Below are 25,015 nucleotides of genomic sequence, written 5' to 3' on the forward strand. Positions count from 1 at the left end.
GTCGGGGTCCACGCGGTGCCGGTAGGCCAGTGCGGCGCCGGCCAACAGGTTCAGGCCCCAGCCGAGCAGGCTCGGCCAGGGCTTGGGACNTGGTCGAATACCACCCGCGCCGCGCCGGCTGAACCCGTGCGGCGGTGGTTGAGCCCGTCGAAACCGTCGGTGGTTGAGCCCGTCGAAACCCCCGGTGGTTGAGCCCGTCGAAACCCCGCCGTTCAGGCCTTCTTAGTGGATGGCTTCCGCACGAAGGAGGCCACCCCGGCCAGCCGGCCGCCGTCGACCGGCAGCACGGTGCCGGTGACGAACGACGACGCGTCCGACACCAGCCACAGCGCGGCCCGGGCCACGTCGTCGACCTGGCCCAGTCGGCCCAATGGCACGGCCGCCGCAGCCCCGGCCTGCGCCGCCGGACCGGCCGCGGCCAGGGCGTCGGTCAGGATGGGCCCGGGCGCGATGGCGTTGACCCGGATCCCGGCGTCGGCGTAGTCGAGGGCGGCCACGCGGGTGAGTCCCCCGACGCCATATTTGGCGGACACGTAGCCGGCCAGCCCCGAGACGCCCTGCTCGCCGGCCGTGGAGGACAGGTTGACGATGGCGCCGCCGGCCGGGTTGTCCAGCATGAGTTCGATCTCGTACTTCAGCGACAGGAACACACCGCGCAGCGTCACGGCCAGGGAGCTGTCGAAGTCGGCGCTATCCCATTGGGCCAGCGGGGTGGGCGGCCGCCCGCCGCCGGCGGCGTTGTTGACGGCGATGTCCAACCTGCCGAACGTGTCCCGGATGCCGGCCAGCAAGGCCCGCATGGAGTCCTCACCGGTGACATCGGCGGTCACGGCCGTGGCGTCACCTCCGGCAGCGTTGATGGTGGCAACGTTCTTCTCCAGCGCCGGCCGGTCCCGGGCGGCGAGCACCACGCGGGCGCCCTCCTGCGCGAACGTCTGGGCGATGGCGGCCCCGATCCCCCGGCTGGCGCCGACCACCACCGCAATCTTGCCCTCCAGTTGACCCGCACCGTTCATGGGCACTTCCTTCCGGTGATTGAGCCCGTCGAAATCACGCTGGGTCTCGACAAGCTCGACCACCGCAACCGGTGATTGAGCCCGTCGAAATCACGCTCCCCAAGAAATCATTCGGCCCCGAGACACTCGCGTCAACCCTTAACAAGCGCACAACGCGATCCAATAGTTGCCTTGAGTGCAAAGTTGCACTTAGTGTAGAGGCATGTCGACAGTCTCCACCCCGTCCCGCCGTGAACTGAACAAGACGGCCACACGGGACGCGATCGCCCAAGCGGCGCTGGACTTCCTGCGCACCCGGGACCTGAAGGATTTCACCGTCGACGACGTCGCCAACGCCGCGGGCGTCTCGCGGCGCACGTTCTTCAACTACTTCAGCTCCGTCGAGGCGGCCGTCGCCAGCTTCACGCAGCGATACCTCGACTCGGTCATCGTCGCGTTCGAGGCCCGGCCCGCCGACGAACCGATCCTGGTCTCCGCCCGGGCGGCGCTGAGCGAGGTGGACAACCCCCGCGACCTGGCGGTGCTGGCCGAGACGTTCACGCTGACCCACGACCCCCAGCTGGGCCGGTTCCAGCTCCAGGCGTGGGAGGAGTGCAGCCAGAAGATCACGGCGCTGGCCCGCACACGACTGCCGGCCGGCACCGGCGAACTCTACCTGAACGTGCTCGTCGGCGCGGTGATCGGCGGCTGCCGGTCCGCCGTCCTGGTGTGGTTCGCCGAACATGGAAGCGACACCTCCCCGGCCTCCCTGGCCCGCCTGCGCGGGCTCCTCGGCGAGGCCGTTTCCCTGCTCCAGCGCGGCTTCGCGGACTAGACCCCTCCCGGCACCACACGAACGGATCCCCATGGCACTGTTGCTCCACCGGCTCGGCCGCTTCTCCGCCCACAAGCCCTGGCTCATCATCACCATCTGGGCGCTCATCCTGGGCATCGTTGGCGGTTCGGCCGCCCTGTTCCACGGCCAGATGTCCAACAACTTCCAGATCCCCGGCACCGAGACCCAGCAGATGGCCGACAAGCTGAAGGCCGACCTGCCGGACGCCTCCGGCGGCACGGGCACGGTCGTGTTCACCACGAAGGACGGCAAACCGTTCACGCCGGCCCAGGAGAAGGCCGTCACGACCGCCCTGGACAACGTCAGGTCCGTGCCAAGCGTGCGCGGCGTGATCGACCCGTTCATCACGCAGGCCGGCATCGACAAAGGCCTGGCCACCGTGGCGGGCAAGAAGACCCAGCTGGCCCAGGGCGAGCAGGCGATCACCGCCGGCCAGGCACAGCTCGATGCCCAGAAGGCGCAGCTCGCGACCCTGCCGGCGGGCTCCCCCCAGGCCCAGGCCGGGCAGGCGCAACTGGGCGCCGGGCAGGCCCAGCTCGACGCCAAGAAGGCCGAGCTGCTGAAGGGCCGGGCCGCGCTGGCCACCGGGGAACGCACCGCGCGGGCATCCTCCGGCGTCCGGTTCGTGTCGCAGAACGGACAGGCCGCGATCGCACAGCTCCAGTTCACCGTCGCGGTCAACGCCGTCACCCCCGCCGAGCGCCAGCACGTGCAGGACGTCATCAACAAGGCCACGGACGCCGGCGTCACGGTGAACTACAGCAAGGACATCACCGAGGACGTCTCGGCCCTGTTCGGCTTCGCCGAGGTCGCCGGGGTGGTGGTCGCCGCCGTCGTGCTGCTGATCATGCTCGGCACGCTCGTGGCCGTCGGCCTCCCGCTGCTCATGGCGCTGATCGGCGTGGGCGTGGGCGTCGGCGGCACGTTCGCGCTGACCGGCGTCATCGACATGTCCTCCATCTCCCCCATGCTGGCGCTCATGCTGGGCCTGGCCGTCGGCATCGACTACTCGCTGTTCATCATCAACCGGCACCGCCAGCAGCTGCTCGCCGGCAAGGACGTCAAGGAGTCGATCGCGCTCGCCACCGGCACATCCGGCAACGCCGTCCTGTTCGCCGGCCTGACGGTGGTCATCGCACTGGCCGCACTGGCCGTGACCGGCCTGCCGTTCCTGGCCGTACTGGGACTGGCCGCGGCCGCCACGGTCGCCGTCGCCGTCGTCATCGCCCTGACCCTGACCCCGGCCCTGCTCTCGCTGATCGGCCCGCGCATCATCTCCAGGCGCAAATGGTTGGCCACCGCGCAGCGCCAGGACAGGAACGACGACGGCGAGCCCGCCTCCGCGGGGCATCTCACCGCCGCCGGCGGCTCGGGCCGCGGCTGGGGGCGCTTCGTCACCAGGCGCCCGGTGCTGACACTGGTGGTGGCGGTCGCGGCACTGGCCGCCATCGCGATCCCGGCCGGCGGCCTGCGCCTGGCGCTGCCCGACGGCGGGTCCGAGCCGGTGGCCTCGAGCGCGTTCAAGGCGTATTCGCTCACCGGCAAGAACTTCGGCGCGGGCATGAACGGGCCGGTCATCGTGGTCGGCTCCCTGCCGGCCGGGCTCACGGCCGCGCAGGCAACGACCACGAACCTCGACGTGGCCGACTCGCTGCGTGCGATCCCGAACGTCGTGGCGGCCGTGCCCGTGGCGGTCAGTGCGGATCACCGCACGGCCGTGTACCAGGTCATCCCGGCCGAGGGCCCGGCCAGCGCCAGCACCGTCCAGGTCGTCAACGACCTGCGGGCCCGGGCGGCCGGCATCAAGAACGCCACGGGTGTGCAGATCGGCCTGACCGGCCAAACGGCGGCCAACGTCGACGTCTCCGCCAAGCTGGGAGCGGCGCTGCCGCCCTACCTGGCCATCGTCGTCGGGCTTTCCCTGCTGCTGCTGGTCCTCGTGTTCCGCTCCATCCTGGTGCCGGTGCTGGCGACGGCCGGGTTCCTGCTCTCGCTGGCGGCCTCGTTCGGCGCGGTCGTGGCCGTGTACCAGTGGGGTTGGCTGGGTGGCGTGTTCGGCGTGGAGAACCCGGCCGCCGTGCTCAGCTTCCTGCCCATCATCCTGATCGGGGTGCTGTTCGGGCTGGCCATGGACTACCAGGTGTTCATCGCCTCGGGCATGCGGGAGGCGCATGTGCACGGACAGGACGCGCGGACGGCCGTGCGGACCGGGTTCCGCCATGCCGCGCCGGTGGTGACGGCGGCCGCCATCATCATGACGAGCGTTTTCTCCGGCTTCATCTTCTCCCACCTGACCATGGTCCGTCCGCTCGGTTTCGCGCTGGCGTTCGGCGTGCTCATCGACGCGTTCGTGGTGCGCATGACGATCGTGCCGGCCGCCATGCACCTGCTCGGCGCCTCGGCCTGGTGGCTGCCGAAGTGGCTGGAGCGCATCCTGCCGGATGTGGACGTCGAGGGCGCCAGGCTGACGGCGCCGGCCGGCGAACCTGAACCCGAGGCCGAGGCGGTCCCCACGCGCTGACGCGGGCCCGGGCAGCCCGGCGGCTATACTGTGAGCCACCGCACACCTCGGCCTTCCGGAGCTGCCCGTGTCCACCATGCACACGTCCTTGCACCGGCACGGCACAGACCTGCCGCGGCCGCTGATCCGGGATTCCTGGCAGCGGTCGCTGCGGTCGCTGCCCGCGCCGGACGCCGTCGTGCCGCCCTTCATCTGGGACCACCGGGACCTGCACGACGTGCGCCGGGCGCACCCGCTGGCGCCCATCCTGCCCGTGGTCGAACGCCTGCTCGTCGTGCCCAGCCTCGACACGGGGCTGCTCGTGGCCGTCGGCGACGAACACGGCCGGCTGCTCTGGGTGGAGGGCGACGCGTCCGCGCGCCGGCACGGCGAGAGCATCAACTTCATCGAGGGCACCGACTGGTCCGAATCGGTGGTCGGCACGAGCGCCCCGGGCACCGCCCTGGTGCTCGGGGGCAGCGTCCAGGTCGCCGGAACCGAGCACTTCAACCCGGCCGTGCACTCGTGGAGCTGCACTGCCGTACCCGTGCACGACCCGGATTCCGGCGGCATCCTGGGCATTGTGGACATCACCGGCGGCCCGGAGGCGGTCGGCGACAACACGATGCTGCTGGTGCAGGCCACGGTGGCGGCCGCCGAGGCGCAGCTGCGCATCGAGCGGCTCGAGCGGCGGGCGGCCGCGACCGGCCGCCGGCGCACGGCACGGCCGCCCGGCCCGGTAACCGCGCCGAAGCCGCTGTACCGGGACAGCCTGCAGGTGCTCGGCCGCGAGGTCGGGCTGCTGCACGCGGCCGGCCGGTCGCTGGAGCTCAGCGAGCGGCACACCGAGATCATGGCCATGCTGGCGTTGCACCCCGGCGGGCTCAGCGCCGAGTCGCTCACCGGCATGGTGTACCCGGACGGCACGTCGCTGACCAGCATCCGCGCCGAAATGGTGCGGCTGCGCCGGCTGCTGCAGAAGCACGCGCCAACCCTGGTGCCGGAGTCCAGACCGTACCGACTCCCCCGCCCGCTGCTGGTCGACGCCGCACAGGTGCTCTCCCACCTGGACCGCGGCGCGCACAGGCAGGCGCTGAACATCTACCGGGGCGAGGTCCTGCCGCGGTCGGAGGCGCCCGAGGTCATCGTGCTGCGCAACCGCGTCGGGGCGCTGCTGCGCGAGGCGCTCCTGACCGACGCGGGGCCGGACGCGCTGCTGGCCTACCTGCAGTTGCCGGAGGCCGCGGACGACGACGAGGCCTGGCGCAGTGCCCTGCGCGTCCTGCCGCCGCGCTCACCGCGGCGGGCCGCCGTCGTCGCGCATCTGGAGGCACTCGGGGCCTGAAGCCGGCTCCGACCAGTCGATCGGTCAGTCGATGATGCCTTGGACCAGGGCGCCGTATTGCTGGACCAGCTGCTCCTCGGCAATCTCCTCCGGGCCCAGCAGGCCCAGCGTGCGCACCCCTGCCGCCAGGCCCATGACGGCGCACACCACGAGTTGCGACTTTTGCCGGTCCGGGCTGGTGTCGTGGATCTGCCCGGCGATCCAGGACACGTATCGTTGCCGCAGATCCCTCCGGGCCGCGGCCGGCTCCGGTGAATCCTGGACCAGCAGGGGCACCATGGCCCAGGGCTCGGATTCGTCCGCCTGGCGCCGGGCCAGGATCCGGCGGATCAAGGTGAACCCGATCGGTTCGTCCATGCCGTGAGGGAATTCCGACGTCGGCAGGTCGGGTGCCGCTGCCGCATAGAGTTTGGCCTTGCTGCCCATGACCTTCATCACCATGGCCGGGGAATAGCCGGCCCGGGTGGCGACGTCCTTGATGGTGACGGCGCTGTAGCCGCGTTCGCCGAACAGGTGCCGGCCCGCCTCGATGATGGCGTCGCGGGTGCTGGGCTCGTTCACGGGACGGCCACCCGGGACCCGCCGGTCTGCGCGCCGGAACCTTCGAAACTGAAATCCATCACGGTCGAGTGTCCAGTGATCACCATCTGCCGGGACTGGGACGCCGCACCCCCCGGTTCCAGGCAGGTGAGGATGTAGCGGCCGGCCGGGGGCAGCGGCACCTCGTAGTGTCCGGTGGCGGCCGTGGACGCGGAGACCACGAACTCGCCGGTCGGCCGGGTGAGCGTCACCAGGGCGCCGGGCAGGGCCCGGCCGGAGCCCTGGACGCTTCCTGACAGCGTGAGCCGCTGGGCGAGCCGGATCTGCTGGGCGCTGGAGGAATCGGCGAATTCCAGCACCTGGGAGGTGGGTTGCCAGCCGTCGGCGCTGGAAATCACCAGATACCGTCCCGGAGCGGGCAAAACGAGCGAGTAGTGCCCGTCGTTGTCCGCCCGGCTCCAGTCCGCCGGTTCGCCGTTGATGTGCAGGGCATTGACCACCGCGTGCCGGATGGGCCGGAGGTCTTCGCGCACCACGGTTCCGCTGACCACGATCTCGTCGTCGGTGGGGGTGCGCACCTCCTCGGTGACACGAATCGGGGCGGCGGCGGTCGCCATCGCACGTTCCGGCGAGGGCACGCCGGCCACGGATCCCGCAACCTTGGTGGCCGCCTGCAACCGTGGGATGAACACGGACACGCCGATGGACAGCAGGGCCGCGATGGCCGCGTACCAGAACACCTCCTTGAAGGCGTCCACGGTGGGCAACGCCACCGGACCCACATGGACCACGGTCGAGGTCAGGACCGCCGCCACCACGGCCGACATGGTGGAGGTGCCCACCGCCCGCAGCAGCGAGTTCAACCCGTTGGCCGAGGCGGTTTCGGTGATCGGGACCGACCGCATGATCAGTGTGGGCATCGCGGCGTAGGCGATTGCCGTACCCATGGAAACCACCGTGGCGCCCAGAATCACCATCCAGATTTCACCGGTGAGGAAGACGCGGGCCACATACGCCACGGCCAGGACCAGGGATCCCACAATCAACGTGATCTTGGCGCCGTACCGCTTGGTGATCATGGCCGAGACGGGTGCCAGGGCCACCATGGCCAGACCGGACGGAACCATGCACAGGCCGGCCACCACCACGCTGAGCTCGAAACCATAGCCGCCGATCTTGGGCAACTGGAGCTGTTGGGTGGTGCTGAGCATGTTGGCGTACATGGAGAAGCCGACCAGGATGGAGGCGATGTTGGTCAACAGCACCGGCCGGCGGGCGGAGGTGCGCAGGTCCACCATGGGCTGGCTGACCCGCAATTCGTATGGGAACCAGACGCCCAGGAAGACCACCGTGCCAATGAAGAGCAGAATGACCGGTTCACTGCTCCAGCCCCAGTCCCCGCCCTTGGAAATGGCCAGCAACAGCGATGTCAGTGCGGCCGTCAGCAGGAGCGCGCCGACGACGTCGAACGTGCCTTTGGTGCGCACGGACGACTCCGGGACAATCGCCAGGACGGCAATGATCAGCAGCACGCCGATGCCCGCGGAAATCCAGAAGATGGCCTGCCAGCCCAGGGACTCGTAGATCAGGCCCGCCAGGGGCAGGCCCAACGCGCTGCCGATGCCGAGGGTGGCGCTCATCAACGCCACCGCCGAGGCCACCTTCTCCCGCGGGAGTTCGTCGCGCATGATGCTGATGCCGACGGGGATCAGGGACGCGGCCAAGCCCTGGAACGCGCGTCCCACCAACAGCGTGAACAGGGTTCCGCCGACGGCCGCGATCACCGAGCCGATGACCATCGTCACCATGGCCACAACCATCATCCGCCGCTTGCCGAACATGTCCGCCAGCCGGGAGACGATGGGCGTGGCCACCGCGCTTGTCAGCAGCGTGACCGTCACCAGCCACGACGCGTTGTCCGCCGACGTGTTCAGGATCTTGGGAAAGTCGGGCAGCAGCGGCACCACCATGGTCTGCTGCAGAGCCACCACGGTCCCCGCCAGGCACAAGATGGTGACCACGAGGGTGGTCCGTTGCGGGTTGGCGGCGTTCCCGGCCTGCCGTGTGGCACGGCGCGGCGCGGTGGGGGTGGCCAGATGTGACGGCACGGGCTTCCTTCGTCGAGAACTGGTGAACGGGCGTTCACCAAACAAGTGAACCACCGTTCACCGGGTCGGGTCAATTTGGCCGGGCCGGGTCGCCGCAGGCTGAGACGCCTGTGCGGCGTCCATCATGCAACCTGGGTGCAACGTTGCCCCGCGTAGGCTCTGGCGGCAAGGACATCGAGGTCCTTCCCGTGCAAAGGAGTTTTGGCAATGACTGTTTACGCACAGCCCGGTACCCCCGGTTCGGTGGTCACGTTCAAGGACCGCTACGAGAACTGGATCGGCGGCGAATGGGTTGCACCCATCAAGGGCCAGTATTTTGAGAACATCTCCCCCGTCACCGGCAAGGCGTTCTGCGAGGTGGCCCGCGGCACGGCCGAGGACATCGAACTGGCCCTGGACGCCGCGCACAAGGTTGCGCCCAGCTGGGGCAAGACGCCGGCCGCGGAGCGCGCCGCCGTCCTGAACCGGATCGCCGACCGCATCGACGAGTTCCGCGAGCTGCTGGCCGTCGCGGAGACCTGGGACAACGGCAAGGCCGTGCGCGAGACGCTCGCCGCGGACATCCCGCTCGCGGCGGACCACTTCCGCTACTTCGCCTCCGTGGTCCGCGCCCAGGAAGGCCGGCTCACCCAGCTGGACGACGACACCACCGCCTATCACTACCACGAGCCGCTCGGTGTGGTCGGGCAGATCATCCCGTGGAACTTCCCGATCCTGATGGCCGTGTGGAAACTGGCGCCCGCGCTGGCAGCCGGCAACGCCGTCGTGCTTAAACCCGCCGAGCAGACGCCCGCGTCGATCCTGGTGCTGATGGAACTCATCGCGGACATCCTGCCGGCCGGCGTGGTCAACGTCGTCAACGGCTTCGGCGTGGAGGCCGGCAAGCCGCTCGCCTCCTCCCCGCGCATCCGCAAGATCGCGTTCACCGGCGAGACCACCACGGGTCGCCTGATCAGCCAGTACGCCTCCCAGAACCTGATCCCGGTCACCCTGGAGCTCGGCGGGAAGAGCCCGAACATCTTCTTCGCAGACGTGGCCGATCAAAATGACGCGTTCTACGACAAGGCGCTGGAGGGCTTCACGCTCTACGCCTTCAACCAAGGCGAGGTGTGCACCTGCCCGTCGCGGGCACTCGTGCAGGGGTCCATCTACGACTCCTTCATGGCCGACGCCGTGGCCCGCACCGAGGCCATCATCCAGGGCAACCCGCTGGACACCGACACCCAGATCGGCGCGCAGGCCTCCAACGACCAGCTGGAGAAGATCCTCTCCTACATGGACATCGGCAAGCAGGAAGGGGCCAGGCTGTTGGCCGGCGGCGAGCGCAACATCCTGCCGGGCGACCTGGCTGGCGGCTACTACGTCAAGCCGACCATCTTCGAGGGCACCAACGAGATGCGGATCTTCCAGGAGGAGATCTTCGGCCCGGTGCTGGCCGTGACGAAGTTCAACGACTACGCCGACGCCCTGCACATCGCCAACGACACCCTCTACGGGCTCGGCGCCGGCGTGTGGTCCCGCAACGGCAACGTGGCCTACCGGGCCGGGCGCGAGATCCAGGCCGGCCGCGTCTGGGTGAATAACTACCACGCCTACCCGGCCGGTGCCGCATTCGGCGGCTACAAGTCCTCCGGCATCGGTCGTGAAAACCACGCCATGATGCTCGACCACTACCAGCAGACCAAGAACCTGCTGGTCAGCTACGACGAGAACAAGCTCGGCTTCTTCTAAACCGCGTTGGTCGAGCCTGGGCCCACGGCGGCGAGGGTCCCGCTGCGAGCTTGCGAGCAGTGGGAGCCGCTGGGGAGCGAGACCCAGCCATCGGTGGTCGAGCCTGCCGAGACCCAGTTGATTTCGACAGGCTCAATCACCGCCGGGCACCGGCCTTCCGTGCCCGGCGTGCCCATTGAAGCAGGCACCACCCAAACCAAGCACCATTCTCAAAGAGGAGAATTTCATGACAACGATGCAAGCAGCAGTAGTAAAGGAATTCGGCGCGGGCCTCAGCATTGAGGACTACCCGGTTCCGACGCCCGGCCCCGGCCAGGCGCTGGTCAAACTCATTGCCAGTGGCGTCTGCCACACGGACCTGCACGCCGCCGAAGGCGACTGGCCGGTCAAGCCCAGCCCGCCGTTCGTGCCCGGCCACGAGGGTGTCGGTGAGGTGGTTGCCGTGGGCGACGGCGTCACGTCGCTCGCCGTGGGCAACCGCGTGGGCAATGCCTGGCTGTGGACCGCCTGCGGCGACTGCGAATACTGCCGCACCGGCTGGGAGACGCTCTGCGAATCCCAGCAGAATGGCGGCTACAGCGTGGACGGGTCCTTTGGCCAGTACATGCTGGTGGACGCGGAATTCGCCCCGCGCATCCCCGAGGGCGCGGACCCCATCGAGGTGGCTCCCGTCCTGTGCGCCGGCGTCACGGTGTACAAGGGCCTGAAGATGACGGAGGCCAGCCCCGGTCAGTGGGTGGTCATCTCCGGCATTGGCGGGCTGGGCCATATCGCCGTCCAGTACGCCGTCGCCATGGGCCTGCGTGTTGCCGCGGTCGACGTGGCCGACGACAAACTGGCCCTGGCCCGCAAGCACGGGGCCGAAGTCACTGTTAATGCGCTGATCGAAGATCCGGTGGCGGCCATCCAGCGCCAGACCGGCGGGGTCCACGGTGTCCTGGTCACGGCCGTCCACCCGGCGGCGTTCGGCCAGGCCATCGGCATGACCCGCCGGGGTGGGACGATCGTGTTCAACGGCCTGCCGCCGGGCAATTTCCCGGCGCCGATTTTCGAGATCGTGCTCAAGGGCCTCACCGTCCGCGGCTCGATTGTCGGCACCCGGCAGGATATGGAGGAAGCGCTGGACTTCTACGCCCGCGGCCTGATCCACCCCACGGTCTCCACCCGGAGCCTGGGCGAGATCAACACCGTCTTCGAGGAGATGAAGCAAGGGGCGATCGACGGCCGCGTCGTCATCGAATACTAGAATCCGTTCGCGCACCACGGTGAATCGAGCCCTGACATGCCTGACGTCCTGGCCGCGGCCGTGACGGTCGCCGGGGAGGATTTCTCCCGCGTGGCCCTCACCGGCTCCGCCATCGAACTACTGCAGAAACTGTGGGGCATCCACGGTCCGCTGATGTTCCACCAGTCGGGCGGCTGCTGTGACGGATCCTCGCCCATGTGCTACCCGGCGGGCGAATTCGTCACGGCGGAGGCGGACGTCCTGCTCGGGTTGTTCGACCTGCCCGGCTGCGGGCCGCTGGAATTCTGGATGTCGCGCGAGCAGTTCGCCTACTGGTCCCACACCCACCTGACCGTGGATGTGGTGCCCGGTCGCGGCAGCGGATTCTCCGTCGAGGCGCCCGAGGGCAAGCGGTTCCTGATCCGGCCCCGCCTCGTGGACGGGTTCGGTACCGAATAGTCCCCTCCGGTGGTCGAGCCCGTCGGCGGTCGAGCCCGTCGAGACCCTTTGATTTCGACAGGCTCAATCACCGGTGGCCCGTCGAGACCCTTTGATTTCGACAGGCTCAATCACCGGCGGTCGAGCCTGGGCCCACGGCCACGAGGGGCCCCGACCGAGCTTGCGAGGGCGGGGAGCGAGACCCCCGTCATAGGCTGGATGCCATGACTGCACCGACCTTCATCCTGGCCTCCGCCTCCCCCGCCCGCACCAAGTTGCTCACCGACGCCGGCATTGGCCACCGCGTCATCGTCTCCGATGTGGACGAGGACGCGGTGACCGCGGCGGCGGGCGCTCCCTCCCCGGCCCGGATGGCGATGCTGCTCGCCCAGGCCAAAGCCGAGGCGGTCGCGGCGACCCCGTCTGCCGCCGGCGCGCTGGTGCTCGGCTGCGATTCGGTGTTCGAGTTCGACGGCGTCGCGTACGGCAAGCCGTGGGAGCCGGACGTGGCCCGGGAGCGATGGCGACTCATGCGCGGCCGCACCGGGCTGCTGCACACCGGGCACTGGCTCGTCGACGGCCGGGGCGCTGCCGCCGGTGCCGGGGAGGTGACCAGCGCCGAGGTAACCTTCGCCGATGTGTCCGACGCCGAGATCGACGCCTACGTGGCCAGCGGGGAACCGCTGCAGGTGGCCGGGGCGTTCACGATCGACGGCCGGGCCGGGGCGTTCATCACCTCCGTCGCCGGCGACCCGCACACCGTCATCGGCCTGTCCGTTTCGACGCTGCGGCGCCTGCTGGCAGCCCGGGAGGTGCCGATCACTGACCTCTGGGTATAGGCCGTCCCGTGGACACCGCGGAGGCGACCACGCAGACTGGGGGCATGAAGGCGACCGGCGACCAGGTGCTGCGTTATCGAGTCCATGCCCAACAATTGGACCGGGATCCCGCCGCCGAGCACGCCGACACCGCCCTCCTCGACCTGGGCGTGCAGGACACCGGCAACACGGGCAGCGCTTGGGCGCTCGCCCTGCGCGGCGTCCGGTTCGATTCGCGCGAACATTTCATCGCCTGGACGCTGCGCGGCGCACCCGCCGCGTATCGCCGGGTGCAGGCGGCGCAGATCACGGCCGCCACGGCACCCTACGACGAGGCGGACGCCGCCAAGCGGGTGTTCGACGCGTCGAAGCCGTTGCAGGCCGCCGGAATCCCCGTGCGCGACGCGCTCGCCGTCGTCGGTGGCCATCTGCGCGAGATCGCGAGTACACCGGTCGTGAAGGGCGAGGCATCCAGCCGACTCACGGCGGACCTCCCTGACCCCTACCTGAGATACTGCCGGCCGTGCAACGCGATCCACAGCTACGAGCAGACCTTCCGGCTTGCGGCCCTCCCCGCCGGGCTGGAACTCGAACCCGGCACCTCTCCCCCAGTGCTGCGGCGGATCCCCGGCTGGTCCGGTCCCGCGGCCCGGGTGCCCGCCGCGCTCGACCCCGTGCGGGCGTGCCTGCACCTGTTCGGCCCGCTCACCCCGAAGCTCGTCGCGGGGTACCTCGACGCCTCCATTGCTGCCGTCAAACGGCACTGGCCCGACGACGTCGAGGGGGTCGAGGTCGACGGCGAACGGCGCGACGTCCTCCTGGCCGATGTCCCCCTGCTCGAGGACCCGCCGACGGGCGACGCCGTGCGGCTGCTCGGCTCGCACGACCTCTTTCTGCAGGCGCGCGACCGCGAGCTCATCCTCGGCGACGAGTCCCGGCGACGGGGCATGTGGCCCGTCCTGGGGCGGCCAGGCGGTGTGCTGCACGGTCACAGGCTGGTGGGGACGTGGCGCCCCCGCTCGTCCGGGAAGAAGCTCGCCTTGGCGGTCGAAACGTGGGGAAGGGTGCCGCGGCGCGAGCTGGAAGCCGAGGCGGCGCGACTGGCCGCCCACCGCGGCCAGGAGTTCACCGGACTGGCGTGATCGCCGGCCCCCGGAAATACGTGATCCGAGCAGGGGCTTGACGTGGGCGACTTAAAACAAGAAACTATTCTCATATGTGAGTGCGATCTCATTCTCGGATCGCCCTTCCGACAGCACCCGATCCCCAGGGAGTACCCCTGGAACCAGTCCAACCGCAGTCCGCGGCAACCCCCGAGCCCCTGGGCTCGGGTGCCCGGCCTAGAATCAAGAGGTACCCAATGGCTTCAAGGGAAGCGGCATCAGTGGAACTGAACACCGCAGCGATCAAGGTGGTCACGGCCGACGGCAAGGTGGTCCGCCGGGCCACCGTGGCCGGTGCCATGGGCTCGTTCGTGGAGTGGTACGACTACGGCATCTACGGCCTGCTGACCACCTACATCGCCGTGAACATGATGGGCTCCAAGGACCTGGGCTCGCTGTTCCTGACGAACGTCGGTTTCCTGGTCAGCTTCCTCGCCCGCCCGTTCGGCAGCGTCATCTGCGGCTACCTCGGGGACAAGATGGGCCGGAAAAACCTCCTGGCGTTCCTGCTGCTGATGATCTCCGGCGCCACCGCCGCCATCGGCCTGATCCCGTCGCACCAGGTCATCGGCGTCGCCGCACCGGTCCTGCTGATCGCGTTGCGCGTGCTGCAGGGCTTCTCCGCGGGCGGCGAGGTGGCAGGCGCCATGGCGTTCGTGGGCGAGTATGCGCACAACAAGACGCGCAACTTCGCCATGAGCTTCATCGCCGTCGGCTCCTTCGCCGCCCTTTTCTTCGGCAGCGCGGTCTCGGCGGGGCTCATCACCGTCCTGGGCGACGCCACGATGGGTGCGTGGGCCTGGCGGGTGCCCTTCCTGCTGGCCGTGCCGCTTGGCCTCATCGGTTTCTACATCCGCACCCGGTTGGAGGACACCCCGCATTTCGCCGCCCTCCGGGAACGCAACACGGTGGAGAGCAACCCGCTGCGCGCCGTGTTCACGTCCCGTCGGCACATCTCCGCAATCGTCCTGACGATCTTCCTGCCCGCCCTCAACGGTCCGGGGTACTACCTGCTCTTCGCCTACATGCCTACGTACCTCAAGACCAGCCTGGGACGGGATCACAACTTCTCCATGCTGCAGGCGCTGATCGTGACGGCCTGCTCCCTGGTCGCCATCATCATCGCGATCCCGCTGATGGCCCGGCTGTCCGACCGGATCGGCCGCAAGCCCGTCTTGGCCATCTCCTCGATCGCCATGGCCGCGGTCTCGTTCCCGATGTTCGCACTCATCACCACGGGCAACATGGGGCCGGCGTGCCTGGCCACCGTCGTCCTGGCGATCGCCTTCTCGGGGCACGCCGCCGTCGTCCATACCGTGCTGACCGAGCTGTTCCCCACCTCCGTGCGCTACAGCGCCTACAGCATCGGCTTCTCCATCTCCACCATCATCTTCGGCGGCAGCGCCCCCTTGGTCATGACCGAGATCATCAAGGCCACCGGCAACCCGATGGTGCCCGCGTACGCCTCCATCATCACCGCGTTGATCACCCTGGCCACGGTCTTCCTGCTCAAGGAAACCAAGGGCCAGGAACTGCGCAGCGCCTGACCCCATCCAGCAACCACCCCAGGAGTCAACATGGGAATCAACAAAGTGGCCGTCGTGGCCGACCTCGGCGAAAGCTTCGGCAACTACACCATCGGCGACGACGACGCCCTGCTGGGCCTGGTCACCGCCTCCAACATCGCCTGCGGCTTCCATGCCGGCGACCCCCGCGTCATGGACGCGACCGTCGCCGCGTGCGTGGCGCGCGGCATCGAGCTCGGCGCCCACCCCGGCTACCCGGATCTGGTGGGTTTCGGCCGGCGCCTGATCGAGGCCAGCGAGGAGGAGATCCGCACCGACGTGCTGTACCAGATCGGGGCGCTGGACGCCTTCGCCCGCGTGCACGGCGGAACCATCAGCCACGTGGCCCCGCACGGCCGGATGGGCTCGATCGCCCAGACCGACGCCAAGCATGCGCGTGCCATCACCGACGCAATCGCCGCGTACAACAAGGATTACGTGGTCATCTGCCAGAACGGACTGCTCGCCGACGAGTCGCGCAAGCGCGGACTGGCCGTCGGGTACGTGTTTCTGGCCGACCGCGGCTACGGCGACGACGGCATGCCGGTGGCCCGCTCGCACGCCGGCGGGCTGCTCCACGACCCGGCGGAGATCGGCCGGCGCGTCGTGCAGGTCGTCACCGAGGGCACCGTGACGAGCGTGGACGGCAACACGGTGCCGCTGGGCCACGATTGCGACGTCGTCCTGCTTCACGGGGACCATCCACAGGTGCTGGAGAACGGCACGGCCCTGCGCAGGGCACTGGACGCGGCCGGCATCAAGGCGACCGGGCTGCGCGACGTGCTGGCCGAGAAGTCCGCCGCCGCGACCCCCGCCTGAGCCGCCACCACCACGACCGCAAGCGAGCCATGACCTCACCCCCTGCATTCGAGCCGACGCTGACCCCCTACGGGGACAGCGCCCTGATGATCGCCGCCACCGACCCCGATCCGGCCGGGCGCCGGCGGACCATGGGCGCCGCGCGACGGGCCGTGGAGACGCGGCGCCCGCACGGCGTGGTGGACCTTGTGGCCGGGCTGGAATCACTCCTGGTCGAATTCGACCCCCTTGAGGTGAGCACGGAGGCCCTGGCGACGCTGTTGCGCCTGACGCTCGACGCGCACCAGCCCGACGCCGGACCGGACGCCACCGCGCCGACCCACTTCACCATCCCGGTGTTGTTCGACGACGCCGTCGCCCCCGACCTGGCCGAGGTGGCGGCCGAACAGGGGCTGGACCAGGCGACCCTCGTCGAGCGCTTCGCGTCCTTCTCGCTGTCCATCTCGCTGCTTGCGGCGGCCATGGCCCCGATGATGGACGGCGCCGCGTTCGACACCCCCGTGAGCCGGTGCACGCTGCCGCGCACCGACGTGGCCGCCGGTTCCATCATGGTCGCCGGCGCCAACGCCATCATCCAGCCGTTCCCCGGCCCCACGGGCTGGAAGGTCATCGGCCGGACGCCGCTGCGCATCTGCGACATCGCCCGCACCCCGCCCACGTCGTACCGGCCCGGGGACACCGTCCGGTTCGTGCCAATCGACGCCCCGGAATACGACCGGCTGGCGGGCCGTTTCCTGACTGCGGATACGCCGGTGGCCGACGCCGCCGAAGGCGCGGGTGCGCCATGATCCGCACCGTGGCACTGCACGTGAGCGAGGCCGGCTGGCTCTCCACCTACCAGGACCTGGGACGCACCGGCGCGGAGGCGCTCGGTGTGCCGTGCGGCGGCGCCGCGGACCAGCACTCGGCCGCCGTCGCCAACATCCTCGTCGGCAACGCCCGGAACGCCACGTTGCTGGAGATCCTCGGCGGCACGTTCGCCTTCACACCCGACGCCGATGTGTTGGTGGCCGTCACGGGCACCGAAACGACACTTACCGTGGACGGGCTGCCGACACCCCTGTGGGAACCGGTCGTCGTCCCCGCCGGCTCGCGGGTTCGGCTCGGCCCGGCCACGGGCGGGCTCCGGTCCTATCTCGCGATCGGGGGCGAGCTGGCCGCGCCCCGCTTCCTGGGCAGCGCCGCACCGGATGCGCGGATGCGCTTCCCCCAGCTGATCGCCCGGGGCGACACCCTGGGCGTCCACAGCGGGCCCGTCCCCGCGACGCATCCGGACTTCGGCGTGCCCCTGTACCGCTTCCCGGTCCCCCGGCTCCCGCTGCCGGAGGGGACGTGGACCCTGGACCTGGTCGAGGGCCCGGAGACGGCGGCGGTCCCCGGCATCCGCGAACTGCTCGCGACCAGCACCTACACCGTCGGACCCCAGTCGGATCGGGTGGGGCTTCGGCTTGATGGGCCGGTGCTGCACCCGCAGGGCCTCGGCGAGATCGTCTCGCATGGCGTGCCCGTCGGGGCTCTGGAGATCCCGCATTCCGATGAATTGATCATCCTGGGCCGGTACCGCACCCTCACGGCGGGGTACCCGATCGTCGCGTTCGTCACGACGGCCTGCCAGGACCTGCTCGGCCAGGCGGGCCCCGGCCGGACGATCGGCTTCCGCTGGGTCGACGAGGCTGCGGCCGTGCGGGGCTTGCGCGAGTCCCGGCAACGCCTGGACTTCCTCGAGGCGCGGGTCAAATCCGCGTACGCCGCGTGCGGCACCTCGCCGTGAGGCCCGGGCCGGGCTTGTCCTTCGCGCAATAAAGTGCGAAACTATTCTCATATAAGAAATCAAACTCAACCCTGGAGATGGCAACGTGGGACTACTTGACGGCAAGGTGGCGCTGGTGACGGGCGCAGGCACGGGCATGGGCGCCGCGAGCGCGGCCCTGCTCGCGGCGGACGGCGCGACCGTCGTGCTGGTGGGCCGGCGCCGGAAGATCCTGGACGACGTGGCGGCGACCATCACCGCCCAAGGCGGCCACGCCGTCGTCCGGCCCGCCGACATCACCTCGCAGGAGCAAGTGACGGCCCTGGTCGACGGCGTGCGCCAGGACGTCGGCGGCATCGACATCCTGGTCAACAACGCCGGCAGCTCGTCGACGGTCCTCAACGCCCGCTGGATCAGCGAAGCGGAGTGGCGCCAGGTCATGGACGTGAACATGACCGCGGTCTTCCTGCTCAGCCAGGCGGTGCTGGGGGACATGATCGCCCGGGGCGAGGGCACGATCATCACGGTCTCCTCGCTGGCCGCCGTCAATCCGAACCTGCTCGGCGGGGCGGCGTACGGGGCCGCCAAGGCCGCGGCCCGCAATTTCATGACGTACCTGCACAACACCTTCCGCGGTGACGGCCTGCGCGCCATCACCATCCTGCCCGGGGAAACCGCCACCCCGATCCTGGACAACCGGGCCCGGCCGCCGCGGGAGGACGAACGGCTCGCCATGGTCCAACCGGAGGACGTGGCGCGGGCCGTTCACCTGGCCGCTTCCATGCCCGCCCGGACGGTCGTCCAGGAGCTCGTCATCGCCCCGACCCGACAGCGGGACACCTCCGCGGACATCGAGATCAGCCGATGGGCCGGCGCGCCGGCCGGCGTCGGACCGAAACCCTCCGCCTCCTAGACACCTCCCCCGATCGACAGGACCGACATGACCACTCTCCAACCCGCCCCCGCGGCCCTTCCGTTCCAAGCGGCCGACGCCGTTCGCCGCGTCGAACGCAACTCCCTGCGCGTCCAGCAGCCACAGTCCAGCGGCGACATGGTGTCCCTGGCCATGGGGGAACCCGGGTTCGACACGCCCGTCCAGGTGCGGGAGGCCGCGGCCCGGGCGCTCGAGGAGGGCTACACGCACTACTCGCCGCTGCTCGGGGAAGCGCCGTTGCGCGAGGAGCTGGCCGGCGTGATCGGAGGGCTCCGTGCCACGGAAACCCTCGCCACCGACGTCCTCATCACCCAGGGCGGGACGGCCGGGCTGTCCGCGGCCATGCTCTCGATCATCAACCCGGGTGATCGCGTCGCCATCCCCGACCCGACCTACTCGCTCTACGCGGACCTGGTCTCGCTCGCCGGCGGCGTCACCGTGCCCGTGCCGCTGGGCGCCGACCTGCACTGGGACCTCGAGCGGCTGGCGGAGGCGCTGGCCGGGGCAAAGCTGTTCGTGTTCTGCAACCCGTCGAACCCGACCGGCATCGTGCACACGCGTGCCGAACTGGAGGCACTGGCCGACATGCTGAGCGGCACGGACACGATTGTGCTCTCGGATGAGGCGTACAGCGCCCTGGTCTACACGGCCGAGCCGTTCACCTCCGCCCTGTCCGTGCCGGGCCTGGAGGGCCGGACGGTCTACTGCCAGACGTTCTCCAAGACCTATGCCATGACGGGCTGGCGCGTGGGCTACCTCTGGGGCCCGTCCGACATGATCCGCGCAGCCGCCCGCATGCACAACACCTTCAACGGGTCCGTGAACACCGCCGTGCAGGTCGCTGCCCTGACCGCGCTGCGAACGGGCGCCCCCGACGTGGCACGGATGCACGCCGCCTACGCCGAGCGCCGCGACATCATGCGCGCGGGCCTGGCGGCCATCCCCCGCCTCAGCGTCGGCAACCCGGAGGGCGCGTTCTACCTGTTCCCGCGCTACGCGGCGGACATCAGCAGCGCCGACCTCGTCGCGCACCTGCGCGGCTTCGGCGTGGCCGTGCGCCCCGGCAGCGAGTTCGGCCGCCACGGCGAGGGCCACCTCCGCCTGTCCTACGCGGCACCGGCGTCGTCCATCGCGGCCGGGGTCGAGCGCCTGGCCGCCGGCCTGCGGGCCCTCTGAGCCGATGCGCGCGATCGTCGCCACGCCACGCGTTAGGGTGGACACGACACCCAAGGGGGGACGGACCATGCGCAGCGACACCCAACGCAATCGCCGCCAGCTCGTGAAGGCCGCGGGCAGGCTCTTCGCGGGCACCACGGCCCCCATCAGCATGTCGGACCTCGCCAAGGCGGCGGAGATCTCCCCCGCCACCGCCTACCGGCACTTCGCCAGCGTCGAGGACGTCCTGGCCGAGTTCCGGTTCGGCGTGGGTGAAAAGCTACGCGACTTCAGCGTCAAGCAGAGCGCCTCCGGGCTCGACCTGCTGGACGCGGTCAGCCGCAAGTGGATCGCCTTGGTGGTACGGCATGGCGGCGCCATGGTCCACACCCGGTCCGGCGAGGGCTACCTGGCCCGCCTCGACGCCGGCGCCTACTACCTGACGATCCAGGCCGAAGCGCTCGAACGCCCCCTGACCGAGGCCTGCGACGAGCTGGGCATCGCCCACCTGGGCCGCGAGGCCATGTTCCTCTGGAACATCCTGTTCGACCCGCGCGAGATCTTCGACCTGCGCGACACGCTGCACCTGGCGGAAGACCAGATCGGCACGCGCCTGCTGGCCGCACTCCGGGGCGCCCTGGGCGGATGGGCCGCGGCGCGCGGCGGCTGAGCCCCTCCTCTTGCCTGCGGGCACCCGACCGGGCAGACTTGACACCAAAATTTGAGAATACTATATCATTTGCGACTATGCATTCACTTAGGAAAGAGGCTGGCATGCCATCCGCAAACATCCGGGTCCGCGGCGACTGGACCCGCCCCGACCCGTCCCTGCTCGACGCCTTCCGGACCCGGTCCGTGGCGAACCTCGGCGACGCGATGGACCGGCTCGGCATCGTCGACGGCGGCATCGAGCCGATCTGGGAGGGCGCCCGGGCCGTCGGGTCGGCCCTGCCGGTACTGACCGTCGCCGGCGACAACCTGGCCGTCATCGAGGCCTTGGAGCACATCCGCCCCGGCGACATCCTCATGATCAACGCCTTCGGGTACAATGGCCGGGCGATCATGGGCGACAACCTCGCCCAGCGCTTCGAGCACTTCGGCGCGACCGGCGCGGTCCTCGACGGCTACGCCCGGGATCGCTCCATCATCAGGGACCTCGGCTTCCCCGTTTTTGCCCGTGGGCTGACCCCGGCCGGGCCGTTCAAGCACGGCCCGGGCACCATCGGCGAACCCGTGGCGATCGGCGGGGTGGTCGTCAATGCCGGGGACATCGTCGTGGCCGACGACGACGGCGTGATCGTCATCCCCGTGGAACGCGCCCCGGAGGTGTTGGCCGAGGTGGTCAAGATCGAGGAACTGGAAGCCAGCAAGGACGCCGAGGTCGCCGCGATGCGGGGACGGTCAACCTAGCCGACGCCAGATTGTAGGATTCCTACAAAAGATCCCCCGATTACACGCCGAAACGGCATGATGTTTGGGCGGGAACCTCCCAATCACGCTAGGCTCGAGCGGAGAATAGAAGGAGCCATTTGTGACCAACCCCCAGCCGGCCGCGGCGATCACCAAAGTCCTGATCGCCAATCGCGGTGAAATCGCGGTGCGCATCATCCGTGCCGCCCGCGACGAGGCCATCGCCTCCGTTGCCGTCTACGCGGATCCCGACCGCGACGCCCTGCACGTCCGGCTGGCCGACGAGGCGTTCGCCCTGGGCGGGAACACCGCCGCCGAGTCGTACCTGGTCATCGAGAAGATCCTGGCGGCCGCGAAGGCGTCCGGCGCCGACGCCATCCACCCCGGCTACGGCTTCCTGTCCGAGAACGCCGACTTCGCCCAGCGCGTCATCGACGCCGGGCTCGTCTGGATCGGCCCGCCGCCGGCCGCCATCGCCTCGCTCGGCGACAAGGTCCAGGCCCGGCACATCGCCGAGAAGGTCGGCGCCCCGCTGGTGCCCGGCACGAAGAACCCCGTCGAATCCACCGAGGAGGTGCTCGCCTTCGCCGACGAGTTCGGCCTGCCGCTGGCCATCAAGGCCGCATACGGCGGCGGCGGGCGCGGGATCAAGGTCGCCCGCGTGCGCGACGAGATCCCGGAGCTGTACGAATCCGCCGTCCGCGAGGCGACGGCCGCGTTCGGCCGCGGCGAGTGCTTCGTGGAACGCTTCCTCGACGCCCCGCGCCACGTCGAGACCCAGTGCCTGGCCGACGCGCACGGCAACGTCGTCGTCGTCTCCACCCGCGACTGCTCGCTGCAGCGCCGCAACCAGAAGCTGGTCGAGGAGGCGCCGGCGCCGTTCCTGTCCGGGGACCAGAACGCCCGCCTGTACGCCGCATCCAAGGCGATCTTGAAGGAGGCCGGCTACGTCGGCGCCGGCACCTGCGAGTTCCTGGTCGGCACCGACGGCACCATCTCCTTCCTCGAGGTCAACACGCGCCTGCAGGTCGAGCACCCGGTCTCGGAGGAGGTTGCCGGGCTGGACCTGGTCCGCGAGCAGTTCCGGCTGGCCCGCGGCGAGGAGCTCGGCTACGGCGACCCCGCGATCCGCGGCCACTCGCTGGAATTCCGCATCAACGGCGAGGACCCGGGCCGCGGCTTCATGCCCGCCCCCGGCACGGTGTCCACGCTGAAGCTGCCCGCCGGCCCCGGCGTGCGCGTCGACTCCGGCATCGAGGCCGGCGAGGTCATCGGCGGCAACTTCGACTCCATGCTGGCCAAGCTCATCGTCACCGGAGCCACCCGTGAGCAGGCCATCCAGCGGGCCCGTCGCGCCCTGTCCGAGATGGAGATCGGCGGCATGCCGACCGTCCTGCCGTTCCACCGCGCCGTCGTCGCCGATCCCGCGTTCGCCCCCGCCGATGGCACCCCGTTCCGCGTGCACACGCGCTGGATCGAGACCGAGTTCGCCACCGTGATCCCGCCGTTCGACGTCGCCGATGCCGCGGCCGCCGCGGACGACGGCGACGATCGCCGACGCGTGACGGTGGAGGTGGGCGGCAAGCGCCTCGAGGTGGTGCTGCCCGCGTCCCTGGCAGCCGCGGCCCGGCCGGCCGGCAAGGCGAAGGCGAAGAAGGCCGGGCGCGCCCGCAGCGGCGGCCAGGCCGCCGCGAACGGCAACTCGCTGGCCTCGCCCATGCAGGGCACCATCGTGAAGGTGGCCGTGGCCGACGGCGATGCGGTTGCCGAGGGCGATTTGATCGTGGTGCTCGAGGCCATGAAGATGGAGCAGCCGCTGACGGCGCACCGCTCCGGCACCATCATGGGCCTGAGCGCCGTGGCCGGTGACACGGTCGCCGCCGGGGCCGTGCTCGCCACGATCGAGGACTGAGCCCTCCGGTGGTCGAGCCTGTCGAGACCGCGGGTCTCGACAGGCTCGACCACCGATCCGGCTCGACCACCGATCCGGTCAGCTCACGTTGGCGTCGTAGTCCAGGTCCTTGGTCTCCCTCATCAGGACCAGGGCGATGAGCGTCAGCACCGCCATGGCGGACAGGTACACGCCGACCAGGACCGGGCTGCCGTTCGCGGACTGCCACAGCGCGACGGCGATGAACGGGGCCACGGCCGCGCCCAGGATGCTGGCGAGGTTGTAGCTGATCGCGGACCCGGTGTACCGGACGTTCGTCGGGAACAGCTCCGGTAGCAGCGCTCCCATCGGCCCGAACGTGAGGCCCATCAGGATGAAGCCCACCACCAGCAGGCCCAGGACGCCCGCCGTGCCACCGGCGAACAGCGGCACGAAGGTGAAACCGAACACGATGATGCCGATCGTGGTCCACAGGAGCATCTTGCGCCGGCCGAATTTCTCCGCCAGCGGCCCGGCCACCAGCGTGAACACGCCGAAGAACACCACACCGATGATCAGCATGACCAGGAACTCGTTGCGGCCGTAGCCCAGGCCCGGGACCCACGCCTCGATGGCGGATGCCGACATCGGCTTGCCCTTGGCCGCGGCGGCCTTCTTCGCGGCCTCGATCGTGGCCGGTGCGGTGCCGAACGTCAGTGTGAACGTGGTCATCAGGTAGAACAGCACGTACGTGGCCAGCATGATGAACGTGCCCAGGATCAGCGGACGCCAGCTCGTCTTGAACACGCGGCCCAGCGGCAGCTTGGACACCTCGCCGGCGTCGATGACCTTCTGGAACGCCGGGGTCTCCACCAGTTTCAGGCGCACCCACAGGCCGATGATCACCATGACGGCGGACAGCAGGAACGGCAGGCGCCAGCCCCACGCGGAGAACTGTGCCGGGGTCAGGGTCAGGTTCAGGATGAGGAACAGCCCGTTGGCCACGATGAACCCGATCGGGGCGCCCATCTGCGGGAACGTGCCGTAGATGGCGCGCTTGTTGGCCGGGGCGTTCTCGGTGGCCAGCAGCGCGGCGCCGCTCCACTCGCCGCCAAGCGCCAGGCCCTGCGCGAAACGCAGCAACACCAGCAGCGCCGGCGCCCAGAACGACCACCCGGGCACCTGCGCGGTGGGCAGGACGCCGATCAGGAACGTGGCGATGCCCATGGTCAGCAGCGACGCGACGAGCGTGCCCTTGCGGCCGATCCGGTCGCCGAAGTGGCCGAAGACGATCGAGCCGAGCGGGCGGGCGACGAACGCCACGCCGAAGATCGCGAACGAGCTCAGCAGCTGCGTGGTGGCGTCGGCGTTCGGGAAGAACAGGGCCGGGAAGACCAGCACGGCGGCGGTGGCGTAGACATAGAAGTCGTAGAACTCGATGGTCGTGCCGATGAGACTGGCGACGACCACCCGTCCGCGCGAGTTGGCTTGTGGAATGGCAACGCTGTCGGTTGCCGCGGGGGTGCTCATGGATGCGACTTTCTAGGCTGGTGGCCGGGCACGGCGCAGCCGCGGCCCGGTCCACGGAGTGAGTGATTTCCCGCCAATCCTACGCGAATCCGTCCACGTGACGGACTCAAAATCTCACCATCCGGACTCAAGTCCGCTGTGATTTCCATCGCCTCACCGGGTCGCGGACGCAAGGTCAGGCAAATGTCACAGCCCGTTTACACCGCGCGCGACTGCCGGAAACGGCCGCATCCTAGCGTTGAAGGCAGCCAAGATCCCCCGCA

General features: G+C 69.8%; 21 protein-coding genes. 17 read left to right on the plus strand and 4 right to left on the minus strand.

Going from position 1 to position 25,015, the window contains the following annotated elements:
* Positions 1 to 212 precede the first annotated feature (212 nt).
* The gene (locus EJC77_RS04800) at positions 213 to 1,016 is read right to left on the minus strand and encodes an SDR family NAD(P)-dependent oxidoreductase (protein WP_125610441.1); all 804 of its coding nucleotides are present in this window, start codon (positions 1,014 to 1,016) and stop codon (positions 213 to 215) included.
* Positions 1,017 to 1,218: 202 nt separating this feature from the next.
* On the opposite strand from EJC77_RS04800, the gene EJC77_RS04805 reads away from it, so the two are divergent.
* The 3 genes from EJC77_RS04805 (at position 1,219) to EJC77_RS04815 (ending at position 5,696) form a co-directional block, all read left to right on the plus strand.
* Positions 1,219 to 1,830 carry a TetR/AcrR family transcriptional regulator gene (locus EJC77_RS04805; RefSeq protein WP_125610442.1) on the plus strand — a complete coding sequence of 204 codons (612 nt, stop codon included), beginning with the start codon at positions 1,219 to 1,221 and terminating at the stop codon, positions 1,828 to 1,830.
* 31 nt (positions 1,831 to 1,861) lie between these two features.
* Positions 1,862 to 4,372 (plus strand): MMPL family transporter, encoded by a 2,511-nt coding sequence (locus EJC77_RS04810; protein ID WP_125610443.1) that lies wholly within the window; start codon positions 1,862 to 1,864, stop codon positions 4,370 to 4,372.
* 76 nt (positions 4,373 to 4,448) lie between these two features.
* Positions 4,449 to 5,696 (plus strand): sigma-54-dependent transcriptional regulator family protein, encoded by a 1,248-nt coding sequence (locus EJC77_RS04815; RefSeq protein WP_240629799.1) that lies wholly within the window; start codon positions 4,449 to 4,451, stop codon positions 5,694 to 5,696.
* Positions 5,697 to 5,720: 24 nt separating this feature from the next.
* On the opposite strand, the gene EJC77_RS04820 is transcribed toward EJC77_RS04815, so the two are convergent.
* Entirely contained in the window at positions 5,721 to 6,257 is a 537-nt protein-coding gene (locus EJC77_RS04820; RefSeq protein WP_125610445.1) for a TetR/AcrR family transcriptional regulator, read from the minus strand.
* Complete coding sequence (locus EJC77_RS04825; RefSeq protein ID WP_240629777.1) at positions 6,254 to 8,344, minus strand: MFS transporter; 2,091 nt, start codon at positions 8,342 to 8,344, stop codon at positions 6,254 to 6,256. Before EJC77_RS04825 ends, EJC77_RS04820 begins: the two co-directional genes overlap by 4 nt.
* 207 nt (positions 8,345 to 8,551) lie before the next feature.
* Here EJC77_RS04825 and exaC point away from each other — a divergent pair, with 207 nt between their 5' ends.
* The 14 genes from exaC to EJC77_RS04895 all read left to right on the plus strand — a co-directional run bounded on the left by exaC (position 8,552) and on the right by EJC77_RS04895 (position 23,264).
* Positions 8,552 to 10,075 carry an acetaldehyde dehydrogenase ExaC gene (gene exaC / locus EJC77_RS04830; protein WP_125610446.1) on the plus strand — a complete coding sequence of 508 codons (1,524 nt, stop codon included), beginning with the start codon at positions 8,552 to 8,554 and terminating at the stop codon, positions 10,073 to 10,075.
* Positions 10,076 to 10,310: 235 nt separating this feature from the next.
* Entirely contained in the window at positions 10,311 to 11,321 is a 1,011-nt protein-coding gene (gene adhP / locus EJC77_RS04835; RefSeq protein ID WP_125610509.1) for an alcohol dehydrogenase AdhP, read from the plus strand.
* A gap of 36 nt (positions 11,322 to 11,357) precedes the next feature.
* Positions 11,358 to 11,759 carry a DUF779 domain-containing protein gene (locus EJC77_RS04840; protein ID WP_125610447.1) on the plus strand — a complete coding sequence of 134 codons (402 nt, stop codon included), beginning with the start codon at positions 11,358 to 11,360 and terminating at the stop codon, positions 11,757 to 11,759.
* 203 nt (positions 11,760 to 11,962) lie between these two features.
* Entirely contained in the window at positions 11,963 to 12,577 is a 615-nt protein-coding gene (locus tag EJC77_RS04845; RefSeq protein ID WP_125610448.1) for a Maf family protein, read from the plus strand.
* Positions 12,578 to 12,621: 44 nt separating this feature from the next.
* Positions 12,622 to 13,698 (plus strand): DNA glycosylase AlkZ-like family protein, encoded by a 1,077-nt coding sequence (locus EJC77_RS04850; RefSeq protein WP_125610449.1) that lies wholly within the window; start codon positions 12,622 to 12,624, stop codon positions 13,696 to 13,698.
* Positions 13,699 to 13,940: 242 nt separating this feature from the next.
* On the plus strand, positions 13,941 to 15,266 hold the full coding sequence (locus EJC77_RS04855; RefSeq protein ID WP_240629779.1) for an MFS transporter: 1,326 nt from the start codon (positions 13,941 to 13,943) through the stop codon (positions 15,264 to 15,266).
* A gap of 30 nt (positions 15,267 to 15,296) precedes the next feature.
* Positions 15,297 to 16,103: a LamB/YcsF family protein gene (locus EJC77_RS04860; RefSeq protein WP_125610451.1), complete on the plus strand. Its 807-nt coding sequence runs from the start codon at positions 15,297 to 15,299 to the stop codon at positions 16,101 to 16,103.
* A gap of 29 nt (positions 16,104 to 16,132) precedes the next feature.
* Complete coding sequence (locus tag EJC77_RS04865) at positions 16,133 to 16,891, plus strand: 5-oxoprolinase subunit B family protein (protein WP_125610452.1); 759 nt, start codon at positions 16,133 to 16,135, stop codon at positions 16,889 to 16,891.
* A complete protein-coding gene (locus tag EJC77_RS04870; protein ID WP_125610453.1) occupies positions 16,888 to 17,874 on the plus strand; it encodes a 5-oxoprolinase subunit C family protein in 987 nt (328 codons plus the stop codon). Before EJC77_RS04865 ends, EJC77_RS04870 begins: the two co-directional genes overlap by 4 nt.
* Before the next feature lie 85 nt (positions 17,875 to 17,959).
* Positions 17,960 to 18,766, plus strand: a complete 807-nt coding sequence (locus EJC77_RS04875) for an SDR family oxidoreductase (protein WP_125610454.1) — start codon at positions 17,960 to 17,962, stop codon at positions 18,764 to 18,766.
* Between the two features lie 27 nt (positions 18,767 to 18,793).
* Positions 18,794 to 19,963: a pyridoxal phosphate-dependent aminotransferase gene (locus tag EJC77_RS04880; protein ID WP_125610455.1), complete on the plus strand. Its 1,170-nt coding sequence runs from the start codon at positions 18,794 to 18,796 to the stop codon at positions 19,961 to 19,963.
* A 67-nt stretch (positions 19,964 to 20,030) separates the two neighbouring features.
* The gene (locus EJC77_RS04885; protein ID WP_125610456.1) at positions 20,031 to 20,612 is read left to right on the plus strand and encodes a TetR/AcrR family transcriptional regulator; all 582 of its coding nucleotides are present in this window, start codon (positions 20,031 to 20,033) and stop codon (positions 20,610 to 20,612) included.
* Between the two features lie 104 nt (positions 20,613 to 20,716).
* The gene (locus EJC77_RS04890; protein WP_125610457.1) at positions 20,717 to 21,352 is read left to right on the plus strand and encodes an RraA family protein; all 636 of its coding nucleotides are present in this window, start codon (positions 20,717 to 20,719) and stop codon (positions 21,350 to 21,352) included.
* Positions 21,353 to 21,473: 121 nt separating this feature from the next.
* Complete coding sequence (locus EJC77_RS04895; protein ID WP_125610458.1) at positions 21,474 to 23,264, plus strand: acetyl/propionyl/methylcrotonyl-CoA carboxylase subunit alpha; 1,791 nt, start codon at positions 21,474 to 21,476, stop codon at positions 23,262 to 23,264.
* 78 nt (positions 23,265 to 23,342) lie between these two features.
* Here the strand turns inward: EJC77_RS04895 and EJC77_RS04900 are convergent, their stop codons facing one another.
* Positions 23,343 to 24,752, minus strand: a complete 1,410-nt coding sequence (locus EJC77_RS04900) for an MFS transporter (protein ID WP_125610459.1) — start codon at positions 24,750 to 24,752, stop codon at positions 23,343 to 23,345.
* Positions 24,753 to 25,015 lie beyond the last annotated feature (263 nt).

Source organism: Specibacter cremeus, assembly GCF_003946885.1.
GTDB classification, from domain to species: Bacteria; Actinomycetota; Actinomycetes; order Actinomycetales; family Micrococcaceae; genus Specibacter; species Specibacter cremeus.

What these genes read in the sequence shown, in the direction of transcription:
- EJC77_RS04800 (WP_125610441.1), bottom strand. Translation starts at nt 1,016, where the DNA reads ATGAACGGTGCGGGTCAACTGGAGGGCAAGATTGCGGTGGTGGTCGGC.
- EJC77_RS04805 (WP_125610442.1), top strand. Translation starts at nt 1,219, where the DNA reads ATGTCGACAGTCTCCACCCCGTCCCGCCGTGAACTGAACAAGACGGCC.
- EJC77_RS04810 (WP_125610443.1), top strand. Translation starts at nt 1,862, where the DNA reads ATGGCACTGTTGCTCCACCGGCTCGGCCGCTTCTCCGCCCACAAGCCC.
- EJC77_RS04815 (WP_240629799.1), top strand. Translation starts at nt 4,449, where the DNA reads ATGCACACGTCCTTGCACCGGCACGGCACAGACCTGCCGCGGCCGCTG.
- exaC (WP_125610446.1), top strand. Translation starts at nt 8,552, where the DNA reads ATGACTGTTTACGCACAGCCCGGTACCCCCGGTTCGGTGGTCACGTTC.
- adhP (WP_125610509.1), top strand. Translation starts at nt 10,311, where the DNA reads ATGCAAGCAGCAGTAGTAAAGGAATTCGGCGCGGGCCTCAGCATTGAG.
- EJC77_RS04840 (WP_125610447.1), top strand. Translation starts at nt 11,358, where the DNA reads ATGCCTGACGTCCTGGCCGCGGCCGTGACGGTCGCCGGGGAGGATTTC.
- EJC77_RS04845 (WP_125610448.1), top strand. Translation starts at nt 11,963, where the DNA reads ATGACTGCACCGACCTTCATCCTGGCCTCCGCCTCCCCCGCCCGCACC.
- EJC77_RS04850 (WP_125610449.1), top strand. Translation starts at nt 12,622, where the DNA reads ATGAAGGCGACCGGCGACCAGGTGCTGCGTTATCGAGTCCATGCCCAA.
- EJC77_RS04860 (WP_125610451.1), top strand. Translation starts at nt 15,297, where the DNA reads ATGGGAATCAACAAAGTGGCCGTCGTGGCCGACCTCGGCGAAAGCTTC.
- EJC77_RS04865 (WP_125610452.1), top strand. Translation starts at nt 16,133, where the DNA reads ATGACCTCACCCCCTGCATTCGAGCCGACGCTGACCCCCTACGGGGAC.
- EJC77_RS04870 (WP_125610453.1), top strand. Translation starts at nt 16,888, where the DNA reads ATGATCCGCACCGTGGCACTGCACGTGAGCGAGGCCGGCTGGCTCTCC.
- EJC77_RS04880 (WP_125610455.1), top strand. Translation starts at nt 18,794, where the DNA reads ATGACCACTCTCCAACCCGCCCCCGCGGCCCTTCCGTTCCAAGCGGCC.
- EJC77_RS04885 (WP_125610456.1), top strand. Translation starts at nt 20,031, where the DNA reads ATGCGCAGCGACACCCAACGCAATCGCCGCCAGCTCGTGAAGGCCGCG.
- EJC77_RS04890 (WP_125610457.1), top strand. Translation starts at nt 20,717, where the DNA reads ATGCCATCCGCAAACATCCGGGTCCGCGGCGACTGGACCCGCCCCGAC.
- EJC77_RS04900 (WP_125610459.1), bottom strand. Translation starts at nt 24,752, where the DNA reads ATGAGCACCCCCGCGGCAACCGACAGCGTTGCCATTCCACAAGCCAAC.